General features: G+C 70.1%; 20 protein-coding genes. 12 read left to right on the plus strand and 8 right to left on the minus strand.

Translation table 11 applies throughout. The annotated features are described in order from the left end of the window. Positions 1-65: 65 nt before the first annotated feature. The 3 genes from R4Z63_RS15470 to R4Z63_RS15480 all read left to right on the plus strand — a co-directional run bounded on the left by R4Z63_RS15470 (position 66) and on the right by R4Z63_RS15480 (position 3,662). Positions 66-1,181 carry a LacI family DNA-binding transcriptional regulator gene (locus tag R4Z63_RS15470; protein WP_037920304.1) on the plus strand — a complete coding sequence of 372 codons (1,116 nt, stop codon included), beginning with the start codon at positions 66-68 and terminating at the stop codon, positions 1,179-1,181. A 230-nt stretch (positions 1,182-1,411) separates the two neighbouring features. Next, positions 1,412-2,698, plus strand: a complete 1,287-nt coding sequence (locus tag R4Z63_RS15475) for a metallophosphoesterase (protein ID WP_384445844.1) — start codon at positions 1,412-1,414, stop codon at positions 2,696-2,698. A 148-nt stretch (positions 2,699-2,846) separates the two neighbouring features. Then, entirely contained in the window at positions 2,847-3,662 is an 816-nt protein-coding gene (locus R4Z63_RS15480; RefSeq protein WP_384445846.1) for a hypothetical protein, read from the plus strand. Positions 3,663-3,684: 22 nt separating this feature from the next. Here the strand turns inward: R4Z63_RS15480 and R4Z63_RS15485 are convergent, their stop codons facing one another. Continuing rightward, the gene (locus R4Z63_RS15485) at positions 3,685-4,554 is read right to left on the minus strand and encodes a hypothetical protein (protein WP_384445848.1); all 870 of its coding nucleotides are present in this window, start codon (positions 4,552-4,554) and stop codon (positions 3,685-3,687) included. Positions 4,555-4,814: 260 nt separating this feature from the next. Here R4Z63_RS15485 and R4Z63_RS15490 point away from each other — a divergent pair, with 260 nt between their 5' ends. Then, the gene (locus R4Z63_RS15490) at positions 4,815-5,903 is read left to right on the plus strand and encodes a glycosyltransferase (RefSeq protein ID WP_384445850.1); all 1,089 of its coding nucleotides are present in this window, start codon (positions 4,815-4,817) and stop codon (positions 5,901-5,903) included. A 68-nt stretch (positions 5,904-5,971) separates the two neighbouring features. Here the strand turns inward: R4Z63_RS15490 and thiC are convergent, their stop codons facing one another. Next, on the minus strand, positions 5,972-7,759 hold the full coding sequence (gene thiC / locus R4Z63_RS15495; RefSeq protein ID WP_384449016.1) for a phosphomethylpyrimidine synthase ThiC: 1,788 nt from the start codon (positions 7,757-7,759) through the stop codon (positions 5,972-5,974). A gap of 212 nt (positions 7,760-7,971) precedes the next feature. Here thiC and R4Z63_RS15500 point away from each other — a divergent pair, with 212 nt between their 5' ends. After that, on the plus strand, positions 7,972-9,351 hold the full coding sequence (locus tag R4Z63_RS15500; protein WP_078556258.1) for a YibE/F family protein: 1,380 nt from the start codon (positions 7,972-7,974) through the stop codon (positions 9,349-9,351). A gap of 111 nt (positions 9,352-9,462) precedes the next feature. On the opposite strand, the gene R4Z63_RS15505 is transcribed toward R4Z63_RS15500, so the two are convergent. The 4 genes from R4Z63_RS15505 to R4Z63_RS15520 all read right to left on the minus strand — a co-directional run bounded on the left by R4Z63_RS15505 (position 9,463) and on the right by R4Z63_RS15520 (position 11,744). Continuing rightward, the gene (locus R4Z63_RS15505; protein WP_037920324.1) at positions 9,463-9,921 is read right to left on the minus strand and encodes an SsgA family sporulation/cell division regulator; all 459 of its coding nucleotides are present in this window, start codon (positions 9,919-9,921) and stop codon (positions 9,463-9,465) included. A gap of 97 nt (positions 9,922-10,018) precedes the next feature. Further along, entirely contained in the window at positions 10,019-10,756 is a 738-nt protein-coding gene (locus R4Z63_RS15510) for an IclR family transcriptional regulator (RefSeq protein ID WP_037921326.1), read from the minus strand. Between the two features lie 285 nt (positions 10,757-11,041). Then, the gene (locus R4Z63_RS15515) at positions 11,042-11,269 is read right to left on the minus strand and encodes a DUF5326 family protein (protein ID WP_037920326.1); all 228 of its coding nucleotides are present in this window, start codon (positions 11,267-11,269) and stop codon (positions 11,042-11,044) included. A 157-nt stretch (positions 11,270-11,426) separates the two neighbouring features. Then, on the minus strand, positions 11,427-11,744 hold the full coding sequence (locus tag R4Z63_RS15520) for a cupin domain-containing protein (RefSeq protein WP_384449020.1): 318 nt from the start codon (positions 11,742-11,744) through the stop codon (positions 11,427-11,429). Between the two features lie 89 nt (positions 11,745-11,833). Here R4Z63_RS15520 and R4Z63_RS15525 point away from each other — a divergent pair, with 89 nt between their 5' ends. From R4Z63_RS15525 to R4Z63_RS15545, 5 genes are all read left to right on the plus strand, one after another. Further along, a complete protein-coding gene (locus R4Z63_RS15525) occupies positions 11,834-12,214 on the plus strand; it encodes a phage holin family protein (protein WP_037920330.1) in 381 nt (126 codons plus the stop codon). A gap of 11 nt (positions 12,215-12,225) precedes the next feature. Continuing rightward, positions 12,226-12,717, plus strand: a complete 492-nt coding sequence (locus tag R4Z63_RS15530; protein ID WP_384449024.1) for a low molecular weight protein-tyrosine-phosphatase — start codon at positions 12,226-12,228, stop codon at positions 12,715-12,717. After that, the gene (locus R4Z63_RS15535) at positions 12,714-13,883 is read left to right on the plus strand and encodes a cystathionine gamma-lyase (RefSeq protein WP_384449027.1); all 1,170 of its coding nucleotides are present in this window, start codon (positions 12,714-12,716) and stop codon (positions 13,881-13,883) included. The genes R4Z63_RS15530 and R4Z63_RS15535 overlap by 4 nt, the downstream gene beginning before the upstream one ends. Before the next feature lie 187 nt (positions 13,884-14,070). Next, positions 14,071-14,976, plus strand: a complete 906-nt coding sequence (locus R4Z63_RS15540) for a LysR family transcriptional regulator (protein ID WP_384449030.1) — start codon at positions 14,071-14,073, stop codon at positions 14,974-14,976. Positions 14,977-15,035: 59 nt separating this feature from the next. Beyond that, on the plus strand, positions 15,036-15,515 hold the full coding sequence (locus tag R4Z63_RS15545) for an NUDIX domain-containing protein (protein WP_384449033.1): 480 nt from the start codon (positions 15,036-15,038) through the stop codon (positions 15,513-15,515). Between the two features lie 55 nt (positions 15,516-15,570). On the opposite strand, the gene R4Z63_RS15550 is transcribed toward R4Z63_RS15545, so the two are convergent. Together R4Z63_RS15550 and R4Z63_RS15555 are read right to left on the minus strand one after the other, a co-directional pair. Next, on the minus strand, positions 15,571-16,779 hold the full coding sequence (locus tag R4Z63_RS15550) for a globin domain-containing protein (RefSeq protein WP_078556398.1): 1,209 nt from the start codon (positions 16,777-16,779) through the stop codon (positions 15,571-15,573). Positions 16,780-16,899: 120 nt separating this feature from the next. After that, positions 16,900-17,550 carry an HAD family hydrolase gene (locus tag R4Z63_RS15555; RefSeq protein WP_037920345.1) on the minus strand — a complete coding sequence of 217 codons (651 nt, stop codon included), beginning with the start codon at positions 17,548-17,550 and terminating at the stop codon, positions 16,900-16,902. Between the two features lie 151 nt (positions 17,551-17,701). Here R4Z63_RS15555 and R4Z63_RS15560 point away from each other — a divergent pair, with 151 nt between their 5' ends. Together R4Z63_RS15560 and R4Z63_RS15565 are read left to right on the plus strand one after the other, a co-directional pair. Beyond that, positions 17,702-18,595, plus strand: a complete 894-nt coding sequence (locus R4Z63_RS15560) for a GNAT family N-acetyltransferase (protein WP_384449039.1) — start codon at positions 17,702-17,704, stop codon at positions 18,593-18,595. 16 nt (positions 18,596-18,611) lie between these two features. Further along, the gene (locus R4Z63_RS15565; protein ID WP_037920350.1) at positions 18,612-19,073 is read left to right on the plus strand and encodes a GNAT family N-acetyltransferase; all 462 of its coding nucleotides are present in this window, start codon (positions 18,612-18,614) and stop codon (positions 19,071-19,073) included. Positions 19,074-19,098: the final 25 nt, after the last annotated feature.

A 19,098-nucleotide genomic window follows, 5' to 3' on the forward strand; every position in this document is an offset into this window, starting at 1 on the left:
TGCCTGTCAACGCGTGCATATGCACCCGGCCCGCGCCCCCCGCCGAGCCCTACTATCGGCTCGCCATGACAGCAGCAGGGAAGCACCAGGTGAGCCGGACCGAGACCACCCGGCGGGCCGCCGGCCGACAGGGCCGGGCCGGCATCAGGGACGTGGCCGCCGCGGCCGGCGTCTCCATCACGACCGTCTCCGACGCGCTCAATGGCAAGGGACGGCTGCCCGACGCCACCCGTCGCCACGTTCGCGAGGTCGCCGACCGGCTGGGCTACCGCCCGTCGGCCGCAGCCCGCACCCTCCGTACCGGCAAGTCCGGCCTCATCGGCCTGACCGTGACGACCTACGGGGATGAACCTTTCACCTTCACCGAGTTCGCCTACTTCGCCGAGATGGCCAGGGCCGCCACCTCGGCGGCGCTCGCCCGCGGCTACGCCCTCGTCATCCTGCCCGCCACCTCGCGCCACGATGTCTGGTCCAACGTCGCCCTCGACGGCACCGTCGTCATCGACCCCTCCGACCACGATCCCGTCGTCTCCGAGCTGGTCCGCCAGGGCCTCCCCGTGGTCTCCGACGGCCGGCCCGCCGGATCCCTGCCCGTCACCGCCTGGGTCGACAACGACCACGAGGCCGCCGTGCTCGGCCTCCTCGACCACCTCGCCGCCGCCGGCGCCCGCCGGATCGGCCTGCTGACCGGCACCACCACCGACACCTACACCCGCCTGTCCACCACCGCGTACCTCAATTGGTGCGAGCGCGTCGGCCAGGACCCGGTCTACGAGTCCTACCCCGCCCACGACCCGTGCGCGGGCGCCGTCGCCGCCGACCGGCTGCTCGCCCGCCCGGACCGCCCCGACGCGGTCTACGGGCTCTTCGACCCCAACGGCACCGACCTGCTCGCCGCCGCCCGCCGCTACGGCCTGCGCGTCCCCGAGGACCTGCTGCTCGTCTGCTGCAGCGAGTCCACTGTGTACGCCAACACCGAACCGCCCATCACCACCCTGTCCCTCAAGCCGCGCCGCATCGGCACCGCCGTCGTCCAGCTGCTCATCGACGCGATCGAGGGCGTGGACACCGGACGTCCGGTCGAACAGGTGGTCCCGACCGAGCTGATCATCCGTACCTCGTCGCAGCGCAGGCAGCCCCGAAGGACCGTCAGCCCGCCCCGATCTCCGGCCCAGGACTGACCGGCAGACCGTCCGGTCGGCCTGATCGGCGGTCGGTCCAGGATTTCAGCAACGGCAATATCGGGCAAAAACGGTAGGAACGATACGCTCCGCAAAGGATTCACCACCCCTGGTGCGTCACACAGCGCGAGCCGCATTCCTATGATGGGCGCACGACATCACGGACCCTCCTCCCAGGAGGTCAGGAGGGTCCGCAGGTGTACGGCAGCGCGACGGTGGTGGAGGGGTCGATGACTCAGGGGGCCGGTCAGGGACCCGCGATGCGGACGGAGACGCTGCGGGACTTCCGGGTGCCAGTCACCGAACCCGCCGCCCCGTACGCCGTATCCACCGGTCTGCCGAACGAGGCTCCCGTGTACGGCGAGTACCCCGCGTACTACGAGGACGGCGCACGATCCTCCGTGCCCCCGCAGCCCGGCCACCCGCCGCAGCCGCCCACACCCCCGGCGCCCCCGGTCCGGCACCACGAGCCGCACCACGACCCGCGCCGCGAGGAGCCCCCGCACGGGGACCCGCAGGGCCACGCGCACGCGGATGCCGAACCGGTGCACGCGACGGGCCGGGGCCCCGACGAGGACGACCTCGAGGGCTACACCCCGACCTACCGGGACCTCCCCGTCATCGGCCGCGGCACGCTCGGCGGCCCCGGCGACACCGTCCAGGTCCAGTACGTCCCGCAGGACACCGCCGGCCCCGGCCCGCTGTACGTCGTGGGCGACGTACACGGCTACCTCGACGAACTCGTCGCCGAGCTGCACGCCCAGGGGCTGATCGACGCGGAGGGCAGCTGGTCCGCGGGCAACGCACGGCTCTGGTTCCTCGGCGACTTCACCGACCGCGGCCCGGACGGCATCGGCGTCATCGACCTCGTGATGCGGCTGTCCGCCGAGGCGGCCGCCGCCGGCGGCTACTGCAAGGCCCTGATGGGCAATCACGAGCTGCTGCTCATCGGCGCCAAGCGGTTCGGCGACACCCCCGTCGTGTCCGGCGCCGGCACCGCCACCTTCCAGGCCGCCTGGCTGCTCAACGGCGGCCAGCGCAGCGACATGGAGCGCCTGCAGGACGTGCACATCCAGTGGATGTCGCGGCTGGACGCGGCCGTGCTGGAGGAGGACCACCTGCTGCTGCACTCCGACACCACGGCCTACCTGGACTACGGCGACTCCATCGAGGACGTCAACGACACCATCCACGAGCTCCTCAACCGGGGCGACGTGGACATCACCTGGGACCTCTTCCGGAAGTTCACCAAGCGCTTCGCCTTCCGCGACGAGGAGACCGGCCCCCAGGCCGTCCGCGAACTGCTCGACACCTACGGCGGCAGCCGGGTGGTGCACGGCCACAGCCCCATCCCCTACCTGCTCGGCGAAGTGGGCACCGAGGACGGCGACGACACCCGGGGACCCGAGGCCGTGGACGGCCCGCACGTGTACGCGGACGGGCTCGCCATCGCGATGGACGGCGGGGTGACGATGGCGGGCAAGCTGCTCGTCGTACGGTTTCCGCTGAGCGACTGAGAGCTTACGCAGAGGGGTATTTCCGGAAAGCCCCTGTCACGGCGTGGTGTGGGCGCTCTACCATCGCACTATCCGTAGCAGGCTCTCCTCCGTTTCGGCCGGCACCCGGGTCTACGCGGGGAAACCGGCTTCTACGGAGCATCGGGGGATGCACATGACCAGCGCTCCGCACCTGCTGACCGAAGACCGACCGGAGTTCGACCGGCTCATCGACGAGGCACTGCGCGCCGCCGGCGAACGGCCCGAGCTCGCCGCACTCGGCGAGCGGCTGAACGCTGAACAGCTGCGCACCATGGCCCAGGGCGCCAGCGCCCTGCTGGCGGCCGCGGCAGCCGCCGAGTACGTCCACTACGTGAAGGTCCGCGAGGAACGCCGCGACGAGGCGCTCTCCGCGCCCGGCACGGCGGGGGACGAGAACGACGACCGGAGCAGCGGCGGCGCGGGCGTCAGCGCCGTGGTCGCGGTCCTCGCACCGGTCCTGGCCGGCACCGCGATGCTGATCTTCCTGCTCGTCGGCTACATCCTGAAGATGATCGAGCCCGAACCGGCCTTCGCCCGGACCATGCTGACGGCCGGCTGGCTCTTCGGGGCGCTCACCGCGGTGGCCCTGCTCTGCGCCGTGATCGGGCTGCTGGTCACAGCCGTCCGCAACAGTGCCACCGAGGTGCCGGCGGACGAGACCGAGGCGATACCCGACGAGGTGGCGCGGGCCCGTGAGGCATGGCGGCACGCCCTGCTGGAGCGCGGCATCATTCCGTTCCTGCGGGACGCGCTGGCCGATCCGAGTGCGGTCCCGGGCTTCCCGACCCCCCGCACGCCGGGGGCCGGGCGCATCCCCAGCCTGGGGTACACCCGGCCCGACTTCTCCAGTCCGGGACCCTCGTCGCGGGAGTCCCCGCCCGGCTACACACCGCCGGACTTCACCAGCCCGGACTTCGGGGGCCCCGAGCACCGGCCGGAGTAGGCACTCCGGCCGGCCCGGCGGCCTACTTCAGCGTCTTCGGCAGGTGGTTGGGGTCCATCGGGCGCACCGGCTCGGCGATGGCGCGCACCGGCGTCGGCCCGTCGCCCGGCATGGGCTGCGGGTCCGCCGCGGTCCACTCCCCGTCGCACGTGAGCGTGTCGGGGGTGCCCGGGACCACGTCGCAGAACGTGTCCCAGATCGTGCCCGTCTCGGTGATCACCTCGATCTCCAGCCGGTTGGCCTGGTGGGAGATGGAGACCCCGCAGGCGTTATCCGGGTAGTTGCCCTCCTCGTTGGTGGTGAGGTCGTACCAGATCCAGGGGCCCACCGTGACGCCCTGGACCTCGCGGACACCCGCGTACGTGATGCCGTCGGGAGTGAGGGCCGCCTTGAACTCGCGGTCGTTGTTGTCCCGGACGGCATCGACGTCCACGCAGGCGCCGGCACCGGTCGCGCCCGTGGCGCCCGTGGCGCCGGTGGCGCCGGTGGCGCCGGTCGCACCCGTGGCACCCGTGGCACCCGGCGCGCCGTCGGCTCCGTCCTCTCCCGGATCGCCCTTCGGCCCCTGTGGGCCGCGCGGACCCGTGGGTCCCGTGGGACCGGTCGGGCCCCGCTGCCCGTCGCACTTGTCGCCGCCGCCGCGCGGGCCGGCCTGGGTGTCCACCGTCCTCGGATCGTGGTTCCGGCTCTTCTGCGTCGTGCAGTCTCCCCCGCCGGTCGGAGTCGCCGGCCGGACCGTAGCGGCCGACTGCACACTCTGTGCGGTGGCGAACGCAGGGCTGGCGATGCCCACCACCACCAGGGCGAGCGACGCCAGCGTGCCTCCCTTCACCACGGCACTTCGCCGGGCCACCGGGCCGAGGGGTGACCTGGTCCTGTTCACGGGGCTCATATAAGCCGCTCCTTCTGGAAACCGAGTCGAACGATGTGCGATCGGCCCGGATGGGCCGCCTCGCCCATAGTGGGTAAATCGGACCGGGCGCGCCGATCGCCTCGCTCTGCAGTCATCTCATCGGACCAGCGACAGAGCCCCAATGGCGGCGCGCACCGTGGCTTCCTTGCACCCCCCCTGCCCCGGTCCCTACGGTCGCCTCACGGTCGTCTTCACCACCACCGTGGACGGGATCCTTGAAAGCAAAAGTCTGTCTGAACATGATCGTGAAGAACGAGGCCGCGGTGATCAGGCGCTGTCTCGAATCCGTGCGCCCATTGATCGACACCTGGGTGATCGTCGACACCGGTTCGACGGACGGAACCCAGGAGATCATCCGTGAATTCCTCGCCGACCTCCCGGGCACCCTGTACGAACGGCCCTGGAAGGGATTCGACGGCAGCCGCAGCGAGGCGATCGACCTGGCCCGCTCCCACGCGGACTACCTGCTCTTCGTGGACGCGGACGACGTGATCGAGGTGGATCCCGGATTCCAGATGCCTGAGCTCACTTCCGATTCGTACGGCATCGCGGTGCACCACCAGCCCGTCATCCACTGGCGCCCCGCTCTGGTCACCACCCGGCTGCCCTGGACATACGTCGGTGTCCTGCACGAGTACCTCGACTGCGCGGACCCGTTCACCCGCGGAGTCCTGGAGGGCTTCCACATCCGCGTCATCGGCGGCGGAGCCCGGCAGGGCGAGGGGGGCGACCGGGAGAAGTACCTCCGCGACGCCGGAATCCTGGAGAAGGGCCTCCTGGAGGAACCGGAAAACGCCCGCTACGCCTTCTACCTCGCCCAGAGCTGGCGCGACGCGGGCGAGCCGGAGAAGTCCCTCGCCGCATACGACCGACGGGCGGCCATGGGCGGCTTCGCCGAGGAGGCGTTCTGCGCACGGCTCTACGCGGCACGGCTCGCGGCAGGTCTCCGGCGCCCGCCGGCCGAGGTGACGGACCGCTACCTCCGCGCCCACGAGAGCCGGCCCGGCCGGGCCGAGGCGCTCGGCGACCTGGCCCGCCTGTGCCGTCTGGACGGCCGCTTCGAGCTGGCGTACCTGTTCGCCCGTCAGGCGGCGCGGATCCCGCGCCCCGAGGACATCCTGTTCGTCGAGTTCGACTGGTACGAGTGGCGTGCACTCGACGAGCTCGCGGTCGCCGCCTACTGGGTCGGCGCGTACGAGGAGTCGCTGGAGTGCTGCGAACGCCTCCTGCGGGAGGACGGGCTCCCGGAGAGCCAGCGGGAACGGGTGCTCGAGAACCGCGCGTTCGCCCTGGCCAAGCTGGGTCCGGAGTACCGGGCGGCGGCCTGACGGCGCGGACCCGCGACTCCCCCCATGGGTCGCGGGTCCGCGCCGCATCCGGTACCTGACGGCCGGTCTCAGTCGGCCAGCGGGAGGTAGACGCGGTTGCCCGAGGCCGCGAACTCGGCGGACTTCTCCGCCATGCCGGCCTGGATCTCCTCCGCCTTCAGGTCCCCGCCGTGCTCGCGGCGGATGTCCTGCGAGATCTTCATCGAGCAGAACTTCGGACCGCACATGGAGCAGAAGTGCGCGGTCTTGGCCGGTTCGGCGGGAAGGGTCTCGTCGTGGAACTCACGCGCCGTGTCCGGGTCCAGGGCCAGGTTGAACTGGTCCTCCCAGCGGAACTCGAACCGCGCGTCGGACAGGGCGTCGTCCCACTCCTGGGCACCCGGGTGTCCCTTGGCGAGGTCGGCGGCGTGCGCCGAGATCTTGTACGTGATCACGCCGGTCTTGACGTCGTCCCGGTTGGGCAGGCCCAGGTGCTCCTTGGGCGTGACGTAGCAGAGCATCGCCGTACCCCACCAGGCGATCATCGCGGCGCCGATGCCCGAGGTGATGTGGTCGTACGCGGGCGCCACGTCCGTGGTGAGCGGGCCGAGCGTGTAGAAGGGCGCCTCCTCGCAGATCTCCTGCTGGAGGTCGATGTTCTCCTTGATCTTGTGCATCGGGACATGGCCCGGACCCTCGATCATCGTCTGCACGTTGTGGCGCTTGGCGATGGTGTTGAGCTCGCCCAGCGTCTTGAGCTCCGCGAACTGCGCCGCGTCGTTGGCGTCCGCGATGGACCCCGGGCGCAGGCCGTCACCCAGCGAGTACGTGACGTCGTACGTCGCCAGGATCTCGCAGAGCTCCTCGAAGTTCGTGTAGAGGAAGTTCTCCTTGTGGTGCGCGAGGCACCATGCGGCCATGATCGAGCCGCCACGCGAGACGATGCCGGTCTTGCGGCGGGCGGTCAGCGGCACGTACGGGAGCAGCACGCCGGCGTGGACCGTCATGTAGTCGACGCCCTGCTCGGCCTGCTCGATGACCGTGTCCTTATAGATCTCCCAGGTCAGCTCCTCGGCACGGCCGTCGACCTTCTCGAGTGCCTGGTAGAGCGGCACGGTGCCGATCGGCACGGGGGAGTTGCGCAGGACCCACTCGCGGGTGGTGTGGATGTTGCGGCCCGTCGAGAGGTCCATGACCGTGTCGGCGCCCCAGCGGGTCGCCCAGGTCATCTTCTCCACCTCCTCCTCGATCGAGGAGGTGACGGCGGAGTTGCCGATGTTGGCGTTGACCTTCACCAGGAACTTCTTGCCGATGATCATCGGCTCGATCTCCGGGTGGTTCACGTTCGCGGGGAGCACCGCGCGACCTGCCGCGATCTCCTCACGGACGACCTCGGCGGAGACGTTCTCGCGGATCGCGACGTACTCCATCTCCGGGGTGACCTCGCCCCGGCGGGCGTACGCGAGCTGCGTGACGGCGGCCCCGTCGCGGCCCCGGCGGGGCTGGCGGGGGCGGCCCGGGAAGACCGCGTCGAGGTTCTTGAGGCCGCCGCGCGGCGAGGTGTGCTTGATGCCGTCGTCTTCGGGGCGGACCGGGCGTCCGGCGTACTCCTCGGTGTCGCCGCGGCCGATGATCCAGTTCTCGCGCAGCGGCGCGAGGCCTCGTCGCACATCGGTCTCGATCTGCGGGTCGGTGTACGGACCGGACGTGTCGTAGAGCGTCACGTCCTTGCCGTTGGTGAGGTGGACCTGGCGGACCGGCACCCGGATGTCGGGGCGGGAGCCCGCCACGTAGCCCTTGTGCCAGCCCGGCTTGCGCTCGGTCGAGCCGTCGGCGTCCTGGCTGACGGCAGGCGTGCGTGCGTCCTGAATGGTCATGAGACCTGATCTCCCTACGCCGGCATTACCCGGTAACAGGTTCGGCGGTCGACGCAGCCTCTTCCCCTACGCATCCGTGCCCGCGTACGGTGATCAGCGCCCTCTCAGCCCGGTGCTCCGAGCTCCCGCGTTGTGCAAAGTAGCCCCCACGCTAGCGTCATCCATGGCGTGCTGAACAGTGGGCCCCCCTCATCTCTTGCGATGATCTGCTGGTGACGTCCTCGCCGCAGCCCCCCACCGAGCCCACCGAGACCGGCAGCCACTCCGGCCACGCGCACGCCGGACACGGGCACTCCTCCGGCCATTCCCACAGCCACGGTCACGGACCGGCCGCCCCCGTCTCGAAGCACCTGCGCAAGGTCATCGCGGCGGTGCTGATCCCCTTTGCCGTCGCCGTGTTCGCCGGTCTGGCGGTCCTCTGGCCGGGCGGCGCCCCGGACCACGAGCGGACCGGGGTGGGCTTCGACCGGCAGACCCAGCAGGCCAAGGTCGTCTCACTGGAACGCGTCGACTGCGCGTCCGTGAACGCCGGGCAGGTGCCGCCGACCGGCGAGGTGTCGACCCCGACGGGGCGCGAGGCCCGGGCCGCGCAGACCGGAGAGTGCAAGAAGGCCACCGTCGAGGTCGGGAGCGGCCCGGACCGGGGACGCACCTTCGTGGAGATCGTCCAGCCGGGCGCACCACGGCAGCTCGCGGACGGCCAGGAGGTGGTGGTCGCGTACGCCCCCGACGCGCCGCGCGACCTCCAGTACTCGGTGATCGACGTGAACCGCAAGCTTCCGCTGGCGGCACTGGCCGGCATCTTCGCGCTCTCGGTCGTCCTCGTCGGCCGGATGCGCGGGCTCTTCGCGCTGATCGCACTCGTCGTCAGCTTCGGCGTGCTGACGCTCTTCATCCTCCCCGCCATCCTCCAGGGATCGAACCCGCTGGTGGTCGCGGTGGTCGGGGCGAGCGCCATCATGCTGATCGCGCTCTACATGTGCCACGGCCTGACCGCACGCACCTCCGTGGCGGTCCTGGGGACGCTCGTGTCGTTGCTGCTGATCGGCCTGCTGGGTTCGGTGTTCATCGACTGGGCGTTCCTCAGCGGGAACACCGACGACAACACCGGTCTGATCCACGGTCTGTACCCGGACATCGACATGAGCGGTCTGCTGCTCGCCGGGATCATCATCGGATCGCTGGGCGTCCTCGACGACGTGACGGTCACCCAGACCTCGGCGGTCTGGGAACTGCACCAGGCCGACCCGTCGATGGGCCCCCGGGCCCTGTATCGGGCCGCCATCCGGATCGGCCGCGACCACATCGCGTCGGTGGTCAACACCCTGGTACTGGCCTACGCGGGCGCCGCGCTCCCCTTGCTCCTGCTGTTCTCGATCGCCAACAGCAGCATGGGAGCGGTGGCGAACAGCGAACTGGTCGCGGTGGAGATCGTACGGACCCTCGTCGGCTCGATCGGTCTCGTGGCCTCGGTGCCCGTGACGACGGCACTCGCGGCGCTGGTCGTGTCAGCCGACCGGCCGGAATCCCCGGACGCCGCACCGGGCTCGGGGCCGGCACGCGGCGGCCGGGGCCGGCGGCGCAAGCGCTGAACGGTGGTTCGGCCCGAGGGATGAGCGGGCCGGGACCGCGCTTCGGCCCGAAGGGTGAGCGGGCAAGGACCACTCATCGGCGCGCGGGAGCGAGCGGACCCGGACTGCGGTTCAGCCCGCGTTCTGCTCGTTCTGCTCGTTCTGCCGCGACTCGGCCAGGATTCTGCCGAGTGCCTCGTCCAGGTGTTCCTCGAAGTCGCCCGTGTTCCGTTCCTGTCCGAGCGGCACGAGCCGGTCGGTGCGGTCGAGGAACGCGACGAGCGGTGCCGCGCTGGCCCGGAACAGGGCACGGTCGCCGCCGACCTGAAGCCGGATGTGGACGTCGGACAGCTCCTCGGGGCAGGTGGGGGCGATATGCACATCGCCGTCACCACACGGCTTGTTGATGCCGTCGAGGAGCAGCTCCCGGCCGAACGCCCAGGTCACGGGCGCGTCTCCGGGAAGGTGGAAGGTCAGGCGGACTGCGTAGGGATCACGGGCGTCGTACCGGAGTTCCACCGGGATCCGGAACGAGAGCTCCTCGGAAACGAGGAAACTCATCATGACCTCTGCCTGTACCGACTCGCGCATTGCCTACCCCGCTGTAGTGGAAGTGGCCAGGAATGACCCCCCAGGACCCTCTTGACAAGAGTGGTGGAAGCGCGAGCAGATCACAAGGAGTGAGTTTTCAGATACTGATAGAGAACGAGAGGGTGCTCAACAGCGCGCCTACTTCACTCCGTAGTCGATCGACTACATACAGCAATCGATCTTCCTGGTGCAGGGGCAAGGAAATGGCCATCGTCGCGGCCGTATCGCCGGCCGTGATGGGGATCGCGGCACAGACTGTGCCCAGGGCATATTCTTGACGCTCGATTACAGGCTGCATTCGCCCGAGGGCCCCGATCCGGTTCTCCAAGGCATGCAGATCGCGCACGGTATAAGGAGTGATGGCCTCTACCGGATGGCGGTCGTAATAGTCCCTGCGCGCACTCTCGTCGAGCTGGCCGAGCAGGCACTGCCCGATGGCGTGCGCGAATCCGGTGGCGCGGAAGTCGGCCCACTCCTCGCACGCCGGACGGCCCGGGGTGTCCGAGACCCCCACCACCTCGATTTCACCCTCGCGGTAGACCGCGAAGTAGACGGGCGCCCCCACCGCGTCGCGGAAGTGAGCGAGCGAGTCGAGGATCATGGTGCGACGTTTCTGCTGGAGTCCGCCGCCGGCCAGTCGCCCTGCCGCCGCGCCCAGTACGAAGACTCCGCTCTCCCTGCGCAGATAGCCCTCGTGCGTCAGAGTGCGCAGCAGGTGGTAGGCGGTGGGAAGCGGAAGCCCGGCCTCACGCGCCAGTTGCTTCGCCGGGGCTCCCTCGCGGTGGGATCCCGCCGCTTCGAGCAGCCTCAGCGCCCTCTGTACCGAACCGATCAGTGTCGGCACACCCGCATTGTGGACCGGAGACAAGCTCACCCCCAGGCGTGGCGGCGGGCCTTCAGAGGTGGACCGCCCCGCGGGGGCCGCCCCCGCTGATGCCGGGTCCTGGGGCAGCGCTCGGCAGGTAGTCGGCGTCACCACAGGTCAGGCGGTGCCACGGGCTCCAAGTGCCCAGGGAACGGCACAGTTCGCGACTCTATCCACCCTTTCCAGGGCTCTGGGTGGTTTGGGGTGTCCGGTTCCCTCAGGCGGGTTAACGAGGGAACCGCCCCGGCCCGTCACCTACCACTCGCCGGAGGAGGACTTCGAACGGCCTCCGCCGAGCTTCTTCACCACGAAGATCAGACCGCCGACGAGGCCGACGAAGAGCAGCAGCTTGAAGGCGAACGAGATCAGCGCGCCCAGGACGCTGGTGATGACACCACCGAAGACAAACACCGCCAGCAGCGGAACGGCCACCCACTTCACCCACCAGGGCGTGCCTGCAAATATCTCCCGGATCCCACTCATGTCCTCGACCTCTTCCTGGTTGCTGGTCGTCCCGTCTGCGACGTGCTGCTGTCGATGCTAGGAGCCCGCGGGATCCGATCGGGGCCCGCGAGCCCCCGGAGTCCCCTGATCCTCCCCTTAGGGGGATCAGGGGCCCGACCCTCACCCGGGAGTGGGCTCAGCCCTCCGGCGGCGAGAACACCACCATCACCTTCAGGTCCTCGGTGATGTGGTGGAACTTGTGCGGTACGCCCGCCGGGACGTAGACGACGCTGCCGCGCGCCACGGTGGTGGTCTCTTCGCCGACCGTGATCGAGGCCCTCCCGCTCACCACGAAGTACACCTCGTCCTGACCGTGCGGCTGCTGCGGATCGGTCTGGCCGGCGTCGAGCGCGTACAGCCCGACCGACATGTTCCGCTCGCGCAGGAACTGCAGATAGGCGCCGTCGTTGGCGGACCGTTCCGCTTCGAGCTCGTCAAGCCGGAAGGCTTTCATCGTCGTTGTGCCCCTTGTACTCGATCGTTCCCTCGCATCCGCTGCTCTGCGGATGTCCCACCGGGATCTTCTCTGCCACGATCAGACACATGACGAATTTCGTAGTCAAGACGCTCGCCAACGCGGCAGCCCTGGCCGTGGCCATCTGGCTGGTCGCCGGCATCACCCTGGACGACGGCAGCACGCTGGGCCGCCGGACGCTGACCCTGATCCTGGTCGCCCTGCTCTTCGGCCTGGTCAACCTCATCGTCAAGCCCGTGGTGAAGCTGCTGTCACTGCCGCTGTTCATCCTCACGCTCGGCCTGTTCACCTTGGTCGTGAACGCGCTGATGCTGCTGCTGACCTCGTGGCTGGCCGATCAGTTCGACCTCAGCTTCCACGTGGACAACTTCTGGTCGGCGCTCATCGGCGGCCTGATCATCTCCATCGTCTCCTGGGCCGCGAACCTGGTCCTTCCCGACAACGACTGAGCGGGCTGCGCATGTACTGCGTCTGCTTCGTCTGCACGGGCAACATATGCCGCTCCCCCATGGCCGAGTCCGTCTTCCGCGCCCATGTGGAACGGGCCGGACTCGATGCCCTCGTCGAAGTGGACAGCGGCGGGACCGGCGGCTGGCACGAGGGCGACGGCGCCGACCCGCGCGCCGTCTCCGTCCTGGAGGCCGCCGGCTACGCCCACGACCACCGGGCCCGCCAGTTCCATCCCTCCTGGTTCTCCCGGCTGGACCTCGTCGTCGCGCTCGACTCCGGGCACCTGCGGGACCTGAGGGCGCTCGCACCCACGCCTCAGGACGCCGCCAAGGTCCAGCTGCTGCGCTCCTACGATCCGGCCGCCCCGGCCGGGGTGCACGACGTACCGGACCCCTACTACGGGCCGCTCGACGGGTTCGAGGAGTGCCTGGCACTGGTCGAGGCTGCGAGCCCCGGTCTGCTGGACGCCGTACGCCGGGTCATGAAGGAGCACACCACGTGAACGAATACGCCCACCGAGGCCCGGGCGGGCCGATCGGCGACGGCACCCGTGCCGTGCGCGCCGGCCTGCCCGAGGCCGTCAAGAACGAACCACCCCTGCCGGGGCCGGTCTTCGCCGCCCACTTCCACCTCCCGGGCGACGTCGAAGGCCCGTATGCCTACGGCCGCGACACCAATCCGACCTGGACCCTGCTGGAACGGGCGATCGGGGAGCTGGAAGCCCCCGGCCAGGAGGTGCACACCGTCGTCTTCGCCTCCGGCATGGCAGCGGTCTCCGCCGTCCTCCTCTCGCAGACGCGAACGGGCGACGTGGTCGTCCTGCCCGACGACGGCTACCAGGCACTGCCCCTGCTGCGTGAGCAGCTGGAGGCGTACGGGATCCACGTGCGCACCGCACCCACCGGAGCAGACGCCCAGCTCAGCGCCCTCGACGGGGCCCGGATGCTGTGGATCGAGACGCCGTCCAACCCAGGGCTCGACGTGTGCGACGTACGGCGCCTCGCACGGGCCGCGCACGCCGGCGGAACCCTGGTCGCCGTGGACAACACCCTCGCCACTCCGCTCGGGCAGCGGCCCCTGGAGCTCGGGGCGGACTTCTCCGTGGCGAGCGGCACCAAGGGCCTCACCGGCCACGGCGACCTGCTGCTTGGGTACGTCGTGTGCCGCGACCGGGAACTCGCGGCCCGTGTCCGGGGATGGCGCAAGATCGTCGGTGCGATCCCCGGCCCCATGGAGGCCTGGCTCGCCCATCGCTCACTGGCCACGATCCAGCTGCGCGCGCAGCGCCAGTGGGCCAACGCACTGGCCCTCGCGGAGGCGCTGGTCGACCGCCGGGACGTGAGCGGGGTGCGCTACCCGGGGCTGACCACGGACCCCTCCCACACGACGGCCGCCCGCCAGATGCGGGGATTCGGCTCGGTGGTCTCCTTCACCCTGCCCGACCGGGCACACGCGGAGCGGTTCATGTCCGCGCTACGCCTGGTCGAGGACGCCACGAGTTTCGGCGGCGTGCGGTCCACCGCCGAGCGGCGCGGACGGTGGGGCGGCGATGCGGTGCCCGAGGGCTTCATCCGCTTCTCCGCGGGGGCCGAGGACACCGAGGACCTGGTCGCGGATGTGCTGCGTGCACTCGACCACGCCCTCGATCCGGCCGGTCACGACCGCTGATCACAGTCTCTGCCCAGGACGTGAAAGGCGGTCCGAGCCTCCCCCCTAGTGGCTCGGACCGCCCCGGGTTCCGCTAGCGAAGAACCACGCGACAAGGCTAGTTGACTGTGCGTCAGAGTCCAATCACGGTAGCGACAGGGGCCTATCTGCATATTTATAGTTGTAGGCCCCTCCGAGAGGTGTCGCGATGGATCTGGCCCTGCTGCGCACCTTCGTCACCGTGCACCGGGCGGGCTCGTTCACACGCGCCGCCGCTCTCCTCGGGCTGTCCCAGCCCGCTGTGACCTCGCAGATCCGCACCCTGGAGCGCCAGTTGGGCCGGCCGCTCTTCCACCGTCGGGCCCGCGGGGTCACCCCCACGGCCGTCGGGGACGAACTCGCCCACAAGGCCGCCCCGCACCTCGACGCCCTGCTCCGAATCACCGAGGCCGAGCGGGAGGACGCGGGCGCGATCCGGTCCCTCCACGTCGCCGGTCCGCCCGAGTTCCTGTCCCTGCGGGTGCTACCCGCCCTCGCGCCCCTCGTCGGCCAGGGCCACACTCTGCGCGCCACCCTGCAGAGCGATGCCGAAACCGTCCTCGACGGACTCGCCGCCGGCCACCACGACCTCGTCGTCACCACCGCCCACCCTCGCGGCGGGCCCTTCACCTCCACCGCCCTCTGCGACGAGGAGCACGTCCTGGTCGGCGCGCCCTACTGGGCCGCCCTCGTCGACACGGACCGGCTACGAGACGACGGTCCCGCGGCCCTGGAAGGCATCCCTCTCGTCGAGGTGCACGAGACCCTGCCGCTCGTCACCCGGTACTGGAGCGCCGTCTTCGACACCCTGCCGGACGCCAGGTCGCTCTCCGCGACCGTGGTCGCACCCGACCTGCGCGCCGTACTGGAATGCATCCTCGCGGGCGCGGGGCTCGCCGTGCTGCCCCGCTACCTGTGCCAGGAGGCCCTCGACAGCGGCCGGATCACGGCCGTGGCGGAGCCTGCCGTACCCCCGCTGCGCACGTGGTTCCTCGTCCTGCGAACGGGAAGCCCGGCCCTGGCCCACCTGGCACGGGCCCGCGCTCGGCTGCTGGACGCCGCCGCACACTGGTGAGCCCCCGGTTTCCGCCCGCGGCGCGTTTCAGAAGCGGAGCGGTGGGCCACTCTTCTCCCATGACCGAACGTCCCGTGGTCAAACGCACCGCTCGCGCGATCCTGCTCGACGGTGACGACCTGATCCTCATCAAGCGCACCAAGCCCGGCGTCGACCCGTACTGGGTCACCCCCGGCGGGGGAGTGGAATCATCGGACGCCTCCGTCGTCGACGCCCTCCACCGGGAGGTCCACGAAGAACTCGGCGCGAAGATCACCGATGTCGTGCCCTGCTTCGTCGACACCGTCGAGCACATCACCGGCGGCGGGGTGACCGGCGTGAAGGTGCAGCACTTCTTCGTCTGCCGTCTCGAATCGATGGACCCGAGGCTCCGGCACGGACCCGAAGTCGACGAACCCGCGGGCGAGTACGAGATCGTCCGTGTGCCCTTCAGCCGGGTGGGCATCGCCGCGGTCCATCTGGTCCCCCTGTCCCTGCGGCACTACCTGGACGGCAACATCGAAGGCGTACGCGCCATGCACGCACCCGACCTGGGCTGAGGCCCGTCCGGGGCCGGCCGGCTGGCGCCCCTCCCCGAGCGGCCGTGGCCGGCGGTCACCCGGCGATGCCCGCCAGTTCCTCGACGGCGTCGTGCCGGATCCGCTCGCCGGGAATGCCGATGCGCAGGAGCTCGTCGACCCCGCTGCGGATCATCGCGGGCGGGCCCGAGACGAACGCGTCGTACGAGCTCCACGGCCCGTTCTCGCCCACGGCCTGCGGCAGCTGTCCGGCCAGCCCGTCTCCGACCACCGGCCGGACCGACAGCCACGGGTGCGAGCGCTGCAGCCCCAACAGCGTGTCCTTGTCGTACAGGCCGCTGTCGCTGCGCGCCCCGAAGAACACCTCCACCGGCCGCCGCTCGCCGTGTACGGCCACATCCTCGATCAGTGCCTTGATCGGCGCGATGCCGGTGCCCCCGCCCAGGCAGAGCATCCCGTTGTCCGTGGTGTGGTCCACCACCATCGACCCGGCCGGCGGTCCCAGGCGCAGGACGTCCCCGGGGCGTGCGTGGCGCACCAGCGCGTTGGAGACCCAGCCCGCGGGGACGGCCTTGACGTGGAAGGAGAGCAGCCCGTCGGCCCGGGGGGCCGAGGCGAAGGAGTAGTGGCGCCACACACGCGGCCACCAAGGGGTCTCCAGGCTCGCGTACTGGCCGGCCAGGAAGGCGTAGGGCTGGTCGGGGCGGACGGTCAGCACGGCGATGTCCGGGGTGCGCAGTTCGTGCGAGACCACCTCCGCGTGCCACCACGCGGGGGCCTTGGCCTCGTCCTCCGCCGCGGCATCGATCATGATCTGGGAGATGGCCGTGTACGCCCGCACCCAGGCGGCCTCGGTCTCGGGCCCCCAGCTCAACGTCGCGAACCGGGCGAGCGCCCCGACGAGGGCTTCGCCGACCGCGGGGTAGTGACCGGGCATGGTGCCGTACTTGCGGTGCCCGGTGCCGAGTCGGCAGAGGTAGGGAGCGAGCACCTCAGGATGGTCGATGTGCTCGGCGGCGGTCAGCAGCGCCTTCAGCAACCGGTCGCGCTGCGTGTCCATGGCCGCCGGGAACATGCCCCGCACTTCCGGGTGCCCGGTGAAGACCAGGGCGTAGAAGTACGAGGTCACTTTGTCGGCGACCGGGGCGATCTCCGCAAGGGTCCGGCGGATGAGTACGGCATCCGGTGAGGGCTCGGCCGCACCGTCCTCGGACGGTATCCGGGCCGCTTCGCGTCTGGCCGATCTGGTGGGCGGAGCGTCCATGCGGTGCCTCGCTTCGAGCATCTCGGTCGGATTGCACACGCCACGGTCATGAATCCGTGGTTCCCGGTTTCACAGCGTGCCAGCCGACTCGGAGGCCTGCGGGGAAACGCAGAAAATCCGCGATTCGAACCCACTTTCCTCCTAAGATGCGTCAACTCCCGGGCGTGCCAAAGCCACCAGCTGGTATACCTCCCGCAGATCCCGCCCTTCATAGACATGGGTCGCACGAGCGGCCAGATGCGGCCGCGCGTTGACCGCCACCGAAACGGACACCGCCTCGAAGAGGTGGATGTCGGTCCCGGAGTCCCCGTACGCCACGCAGTCGCCCCGCGTCACGCCGAACTGCGCGCACAGCCGGTCGGCCACCATGACCTTGCCTTCGGGCGTCAGAATCCCGGCCTCCTCCACGGGCCGGGTGAACGGCACTTCCGGGAAGACCGACCCATGGGCGGCATCCGCGCCCCACTCCAGCAGAAGTTCCACGAAGAACGACGGCGAAAGGGAGACCACCGCGCAGTACTCTCCGCGCTGCCGGATCTCCTGCCAGACATCCCGGATCCCGGCGAGCCAGGGAGCCCCGTCGAACGCCGCCCTGACGTGCTCCGGCGTCAGCTCGGCCCACAGCGCGTGCACGGCAACCGAGAACTGGTGGGGCCCGATCTCGCGCGCGGAGAAGGCCCGCTCCAGCATGGCGATCTCGGCACTCACACCCAGCTGACGGGAGATCTCCACGGGAGCCGCCGAGCCGTACATCAGCGTTCCATCGAGGTCGAAGAGGTGCAGGCGCGTCATAGGCATCGAGGCTAGTGGGTTCGTTTCACGTGAAACACCGCGTTTCACGTGAAACGTCGCCCGGTGCAGGATTCCCGGTCGTCAGGTTTCACGTGAAACATCGTCCCCAAATCCTCTGGACGACTCCCAGCTCATGATCCAGTCTGGCCCGGTGACACCACCACACATCACCGATCTGCCGATCCGGGCGCTGCACGTGGACGATCTCCACCGTTGCGCCGACCTGTCCGAAGATCGTGGCTGGCTCCGCGAAGACCACAAGTGGGGACTGCTTCTGGCGGCAGGCAACGGCTACGGCGTCGACGCCCCAGACGGCCAGGGCCTCGCCGCCGCCTGCATCGTCACCCGGTACGGCAGTCTCGCCTCAGGCCCCGGACTCGCTGCCATCGGCATGGTTCTCGTGGCCGACCGCTACGCCCGTCAAGGCCTGGGGCGCGCCTTGATGACCCATGTCTGCAACAACGTGCTCAAGGGCGTTCCCCTCACCCTCCACGCCACCCCCTATGGACGCCCGCTGTACGAGGAGCTGGGATTCAAAACCACAGGCCGCGCCGAGATGCTGGTGGGGACCTTCCGGGAGGAAGAAAGCTCTGACACACAGAGCACCACTCGGATCCGGCGAGCGGTCGCGGAAGACCTCGCGCACATCCTGCGCCTGGACGCCGAGGTCTTCGGCGCCGACCGCACACACATGATCACGCGGCTCCCGGCCTTCGCCGACCAACTGCTCGTCGCCGAGGACTCCCGCGCGGAGGGCGCACTCACGGGATACGCCGCGGCCTGGCCCAACATGCACACCCATGTCATCGGCCCGCTGATCGCCCGAGACACCGACACCGCCAAGTCCTTGGCCGCCGGGCTTGCCAGAGGCACGGACCGCCCGCTGCGCACCGATGTCGACGTGCGGCACGAGGAGCTCCTCGCCTGGCTCAAGGAACGCGGCCTGGAATCCGTCGCCTTCAACGCCGTCATGGCCCGGAACCTCGCCGACCTCCCCGGCGACTGGACCCGCCGTTGGGCACCGCTGACCGTGGCCGCGGGCTGAGAAAGGACCCCCTATCGTGACCGACACCCCCGAACCGGCGATCCGGCCCGCCACCGAAGCCGATCTGCCCGCCATCGTCGCCATGCTGGCCGATGACCCGCTCGGCGCCACCCGCGAGTCCCCGGAGGACCTCACCCCCTACCGGACGGCCCTGAAGCGCCTTTCCGACGACCCCAACCAGCACGTGGTCGTCGCCGTACGGGACGACCGCGTCGTGGGCACCCTCCAGCTGACGGTCGTGCCCGGCCTCTCACGCAAGGGAGCCACCCGCGCCATCATCGAAGGCGTCCGCGTCCACGCGGACGAGCGCGGCAGTGGACTGGGCACGCGGTTCATCGAGTGGGCGATCGAGAAGTCCCGTGCCGAGCAGTGCACGCTCGTACAACTCACGTCGGACGCGACCCGGACCGACGCCCACCGCTTCTACGAACGGCTCGGGTTCACCGCCTCGCACCTCGGGTTCAAGCTCCAGCTCTGAAGGCCGCGCCGTAGGCCGGGCCCAC

Source organism: Streptomyces sp. PL-29, from assembly GCF_058344425.1.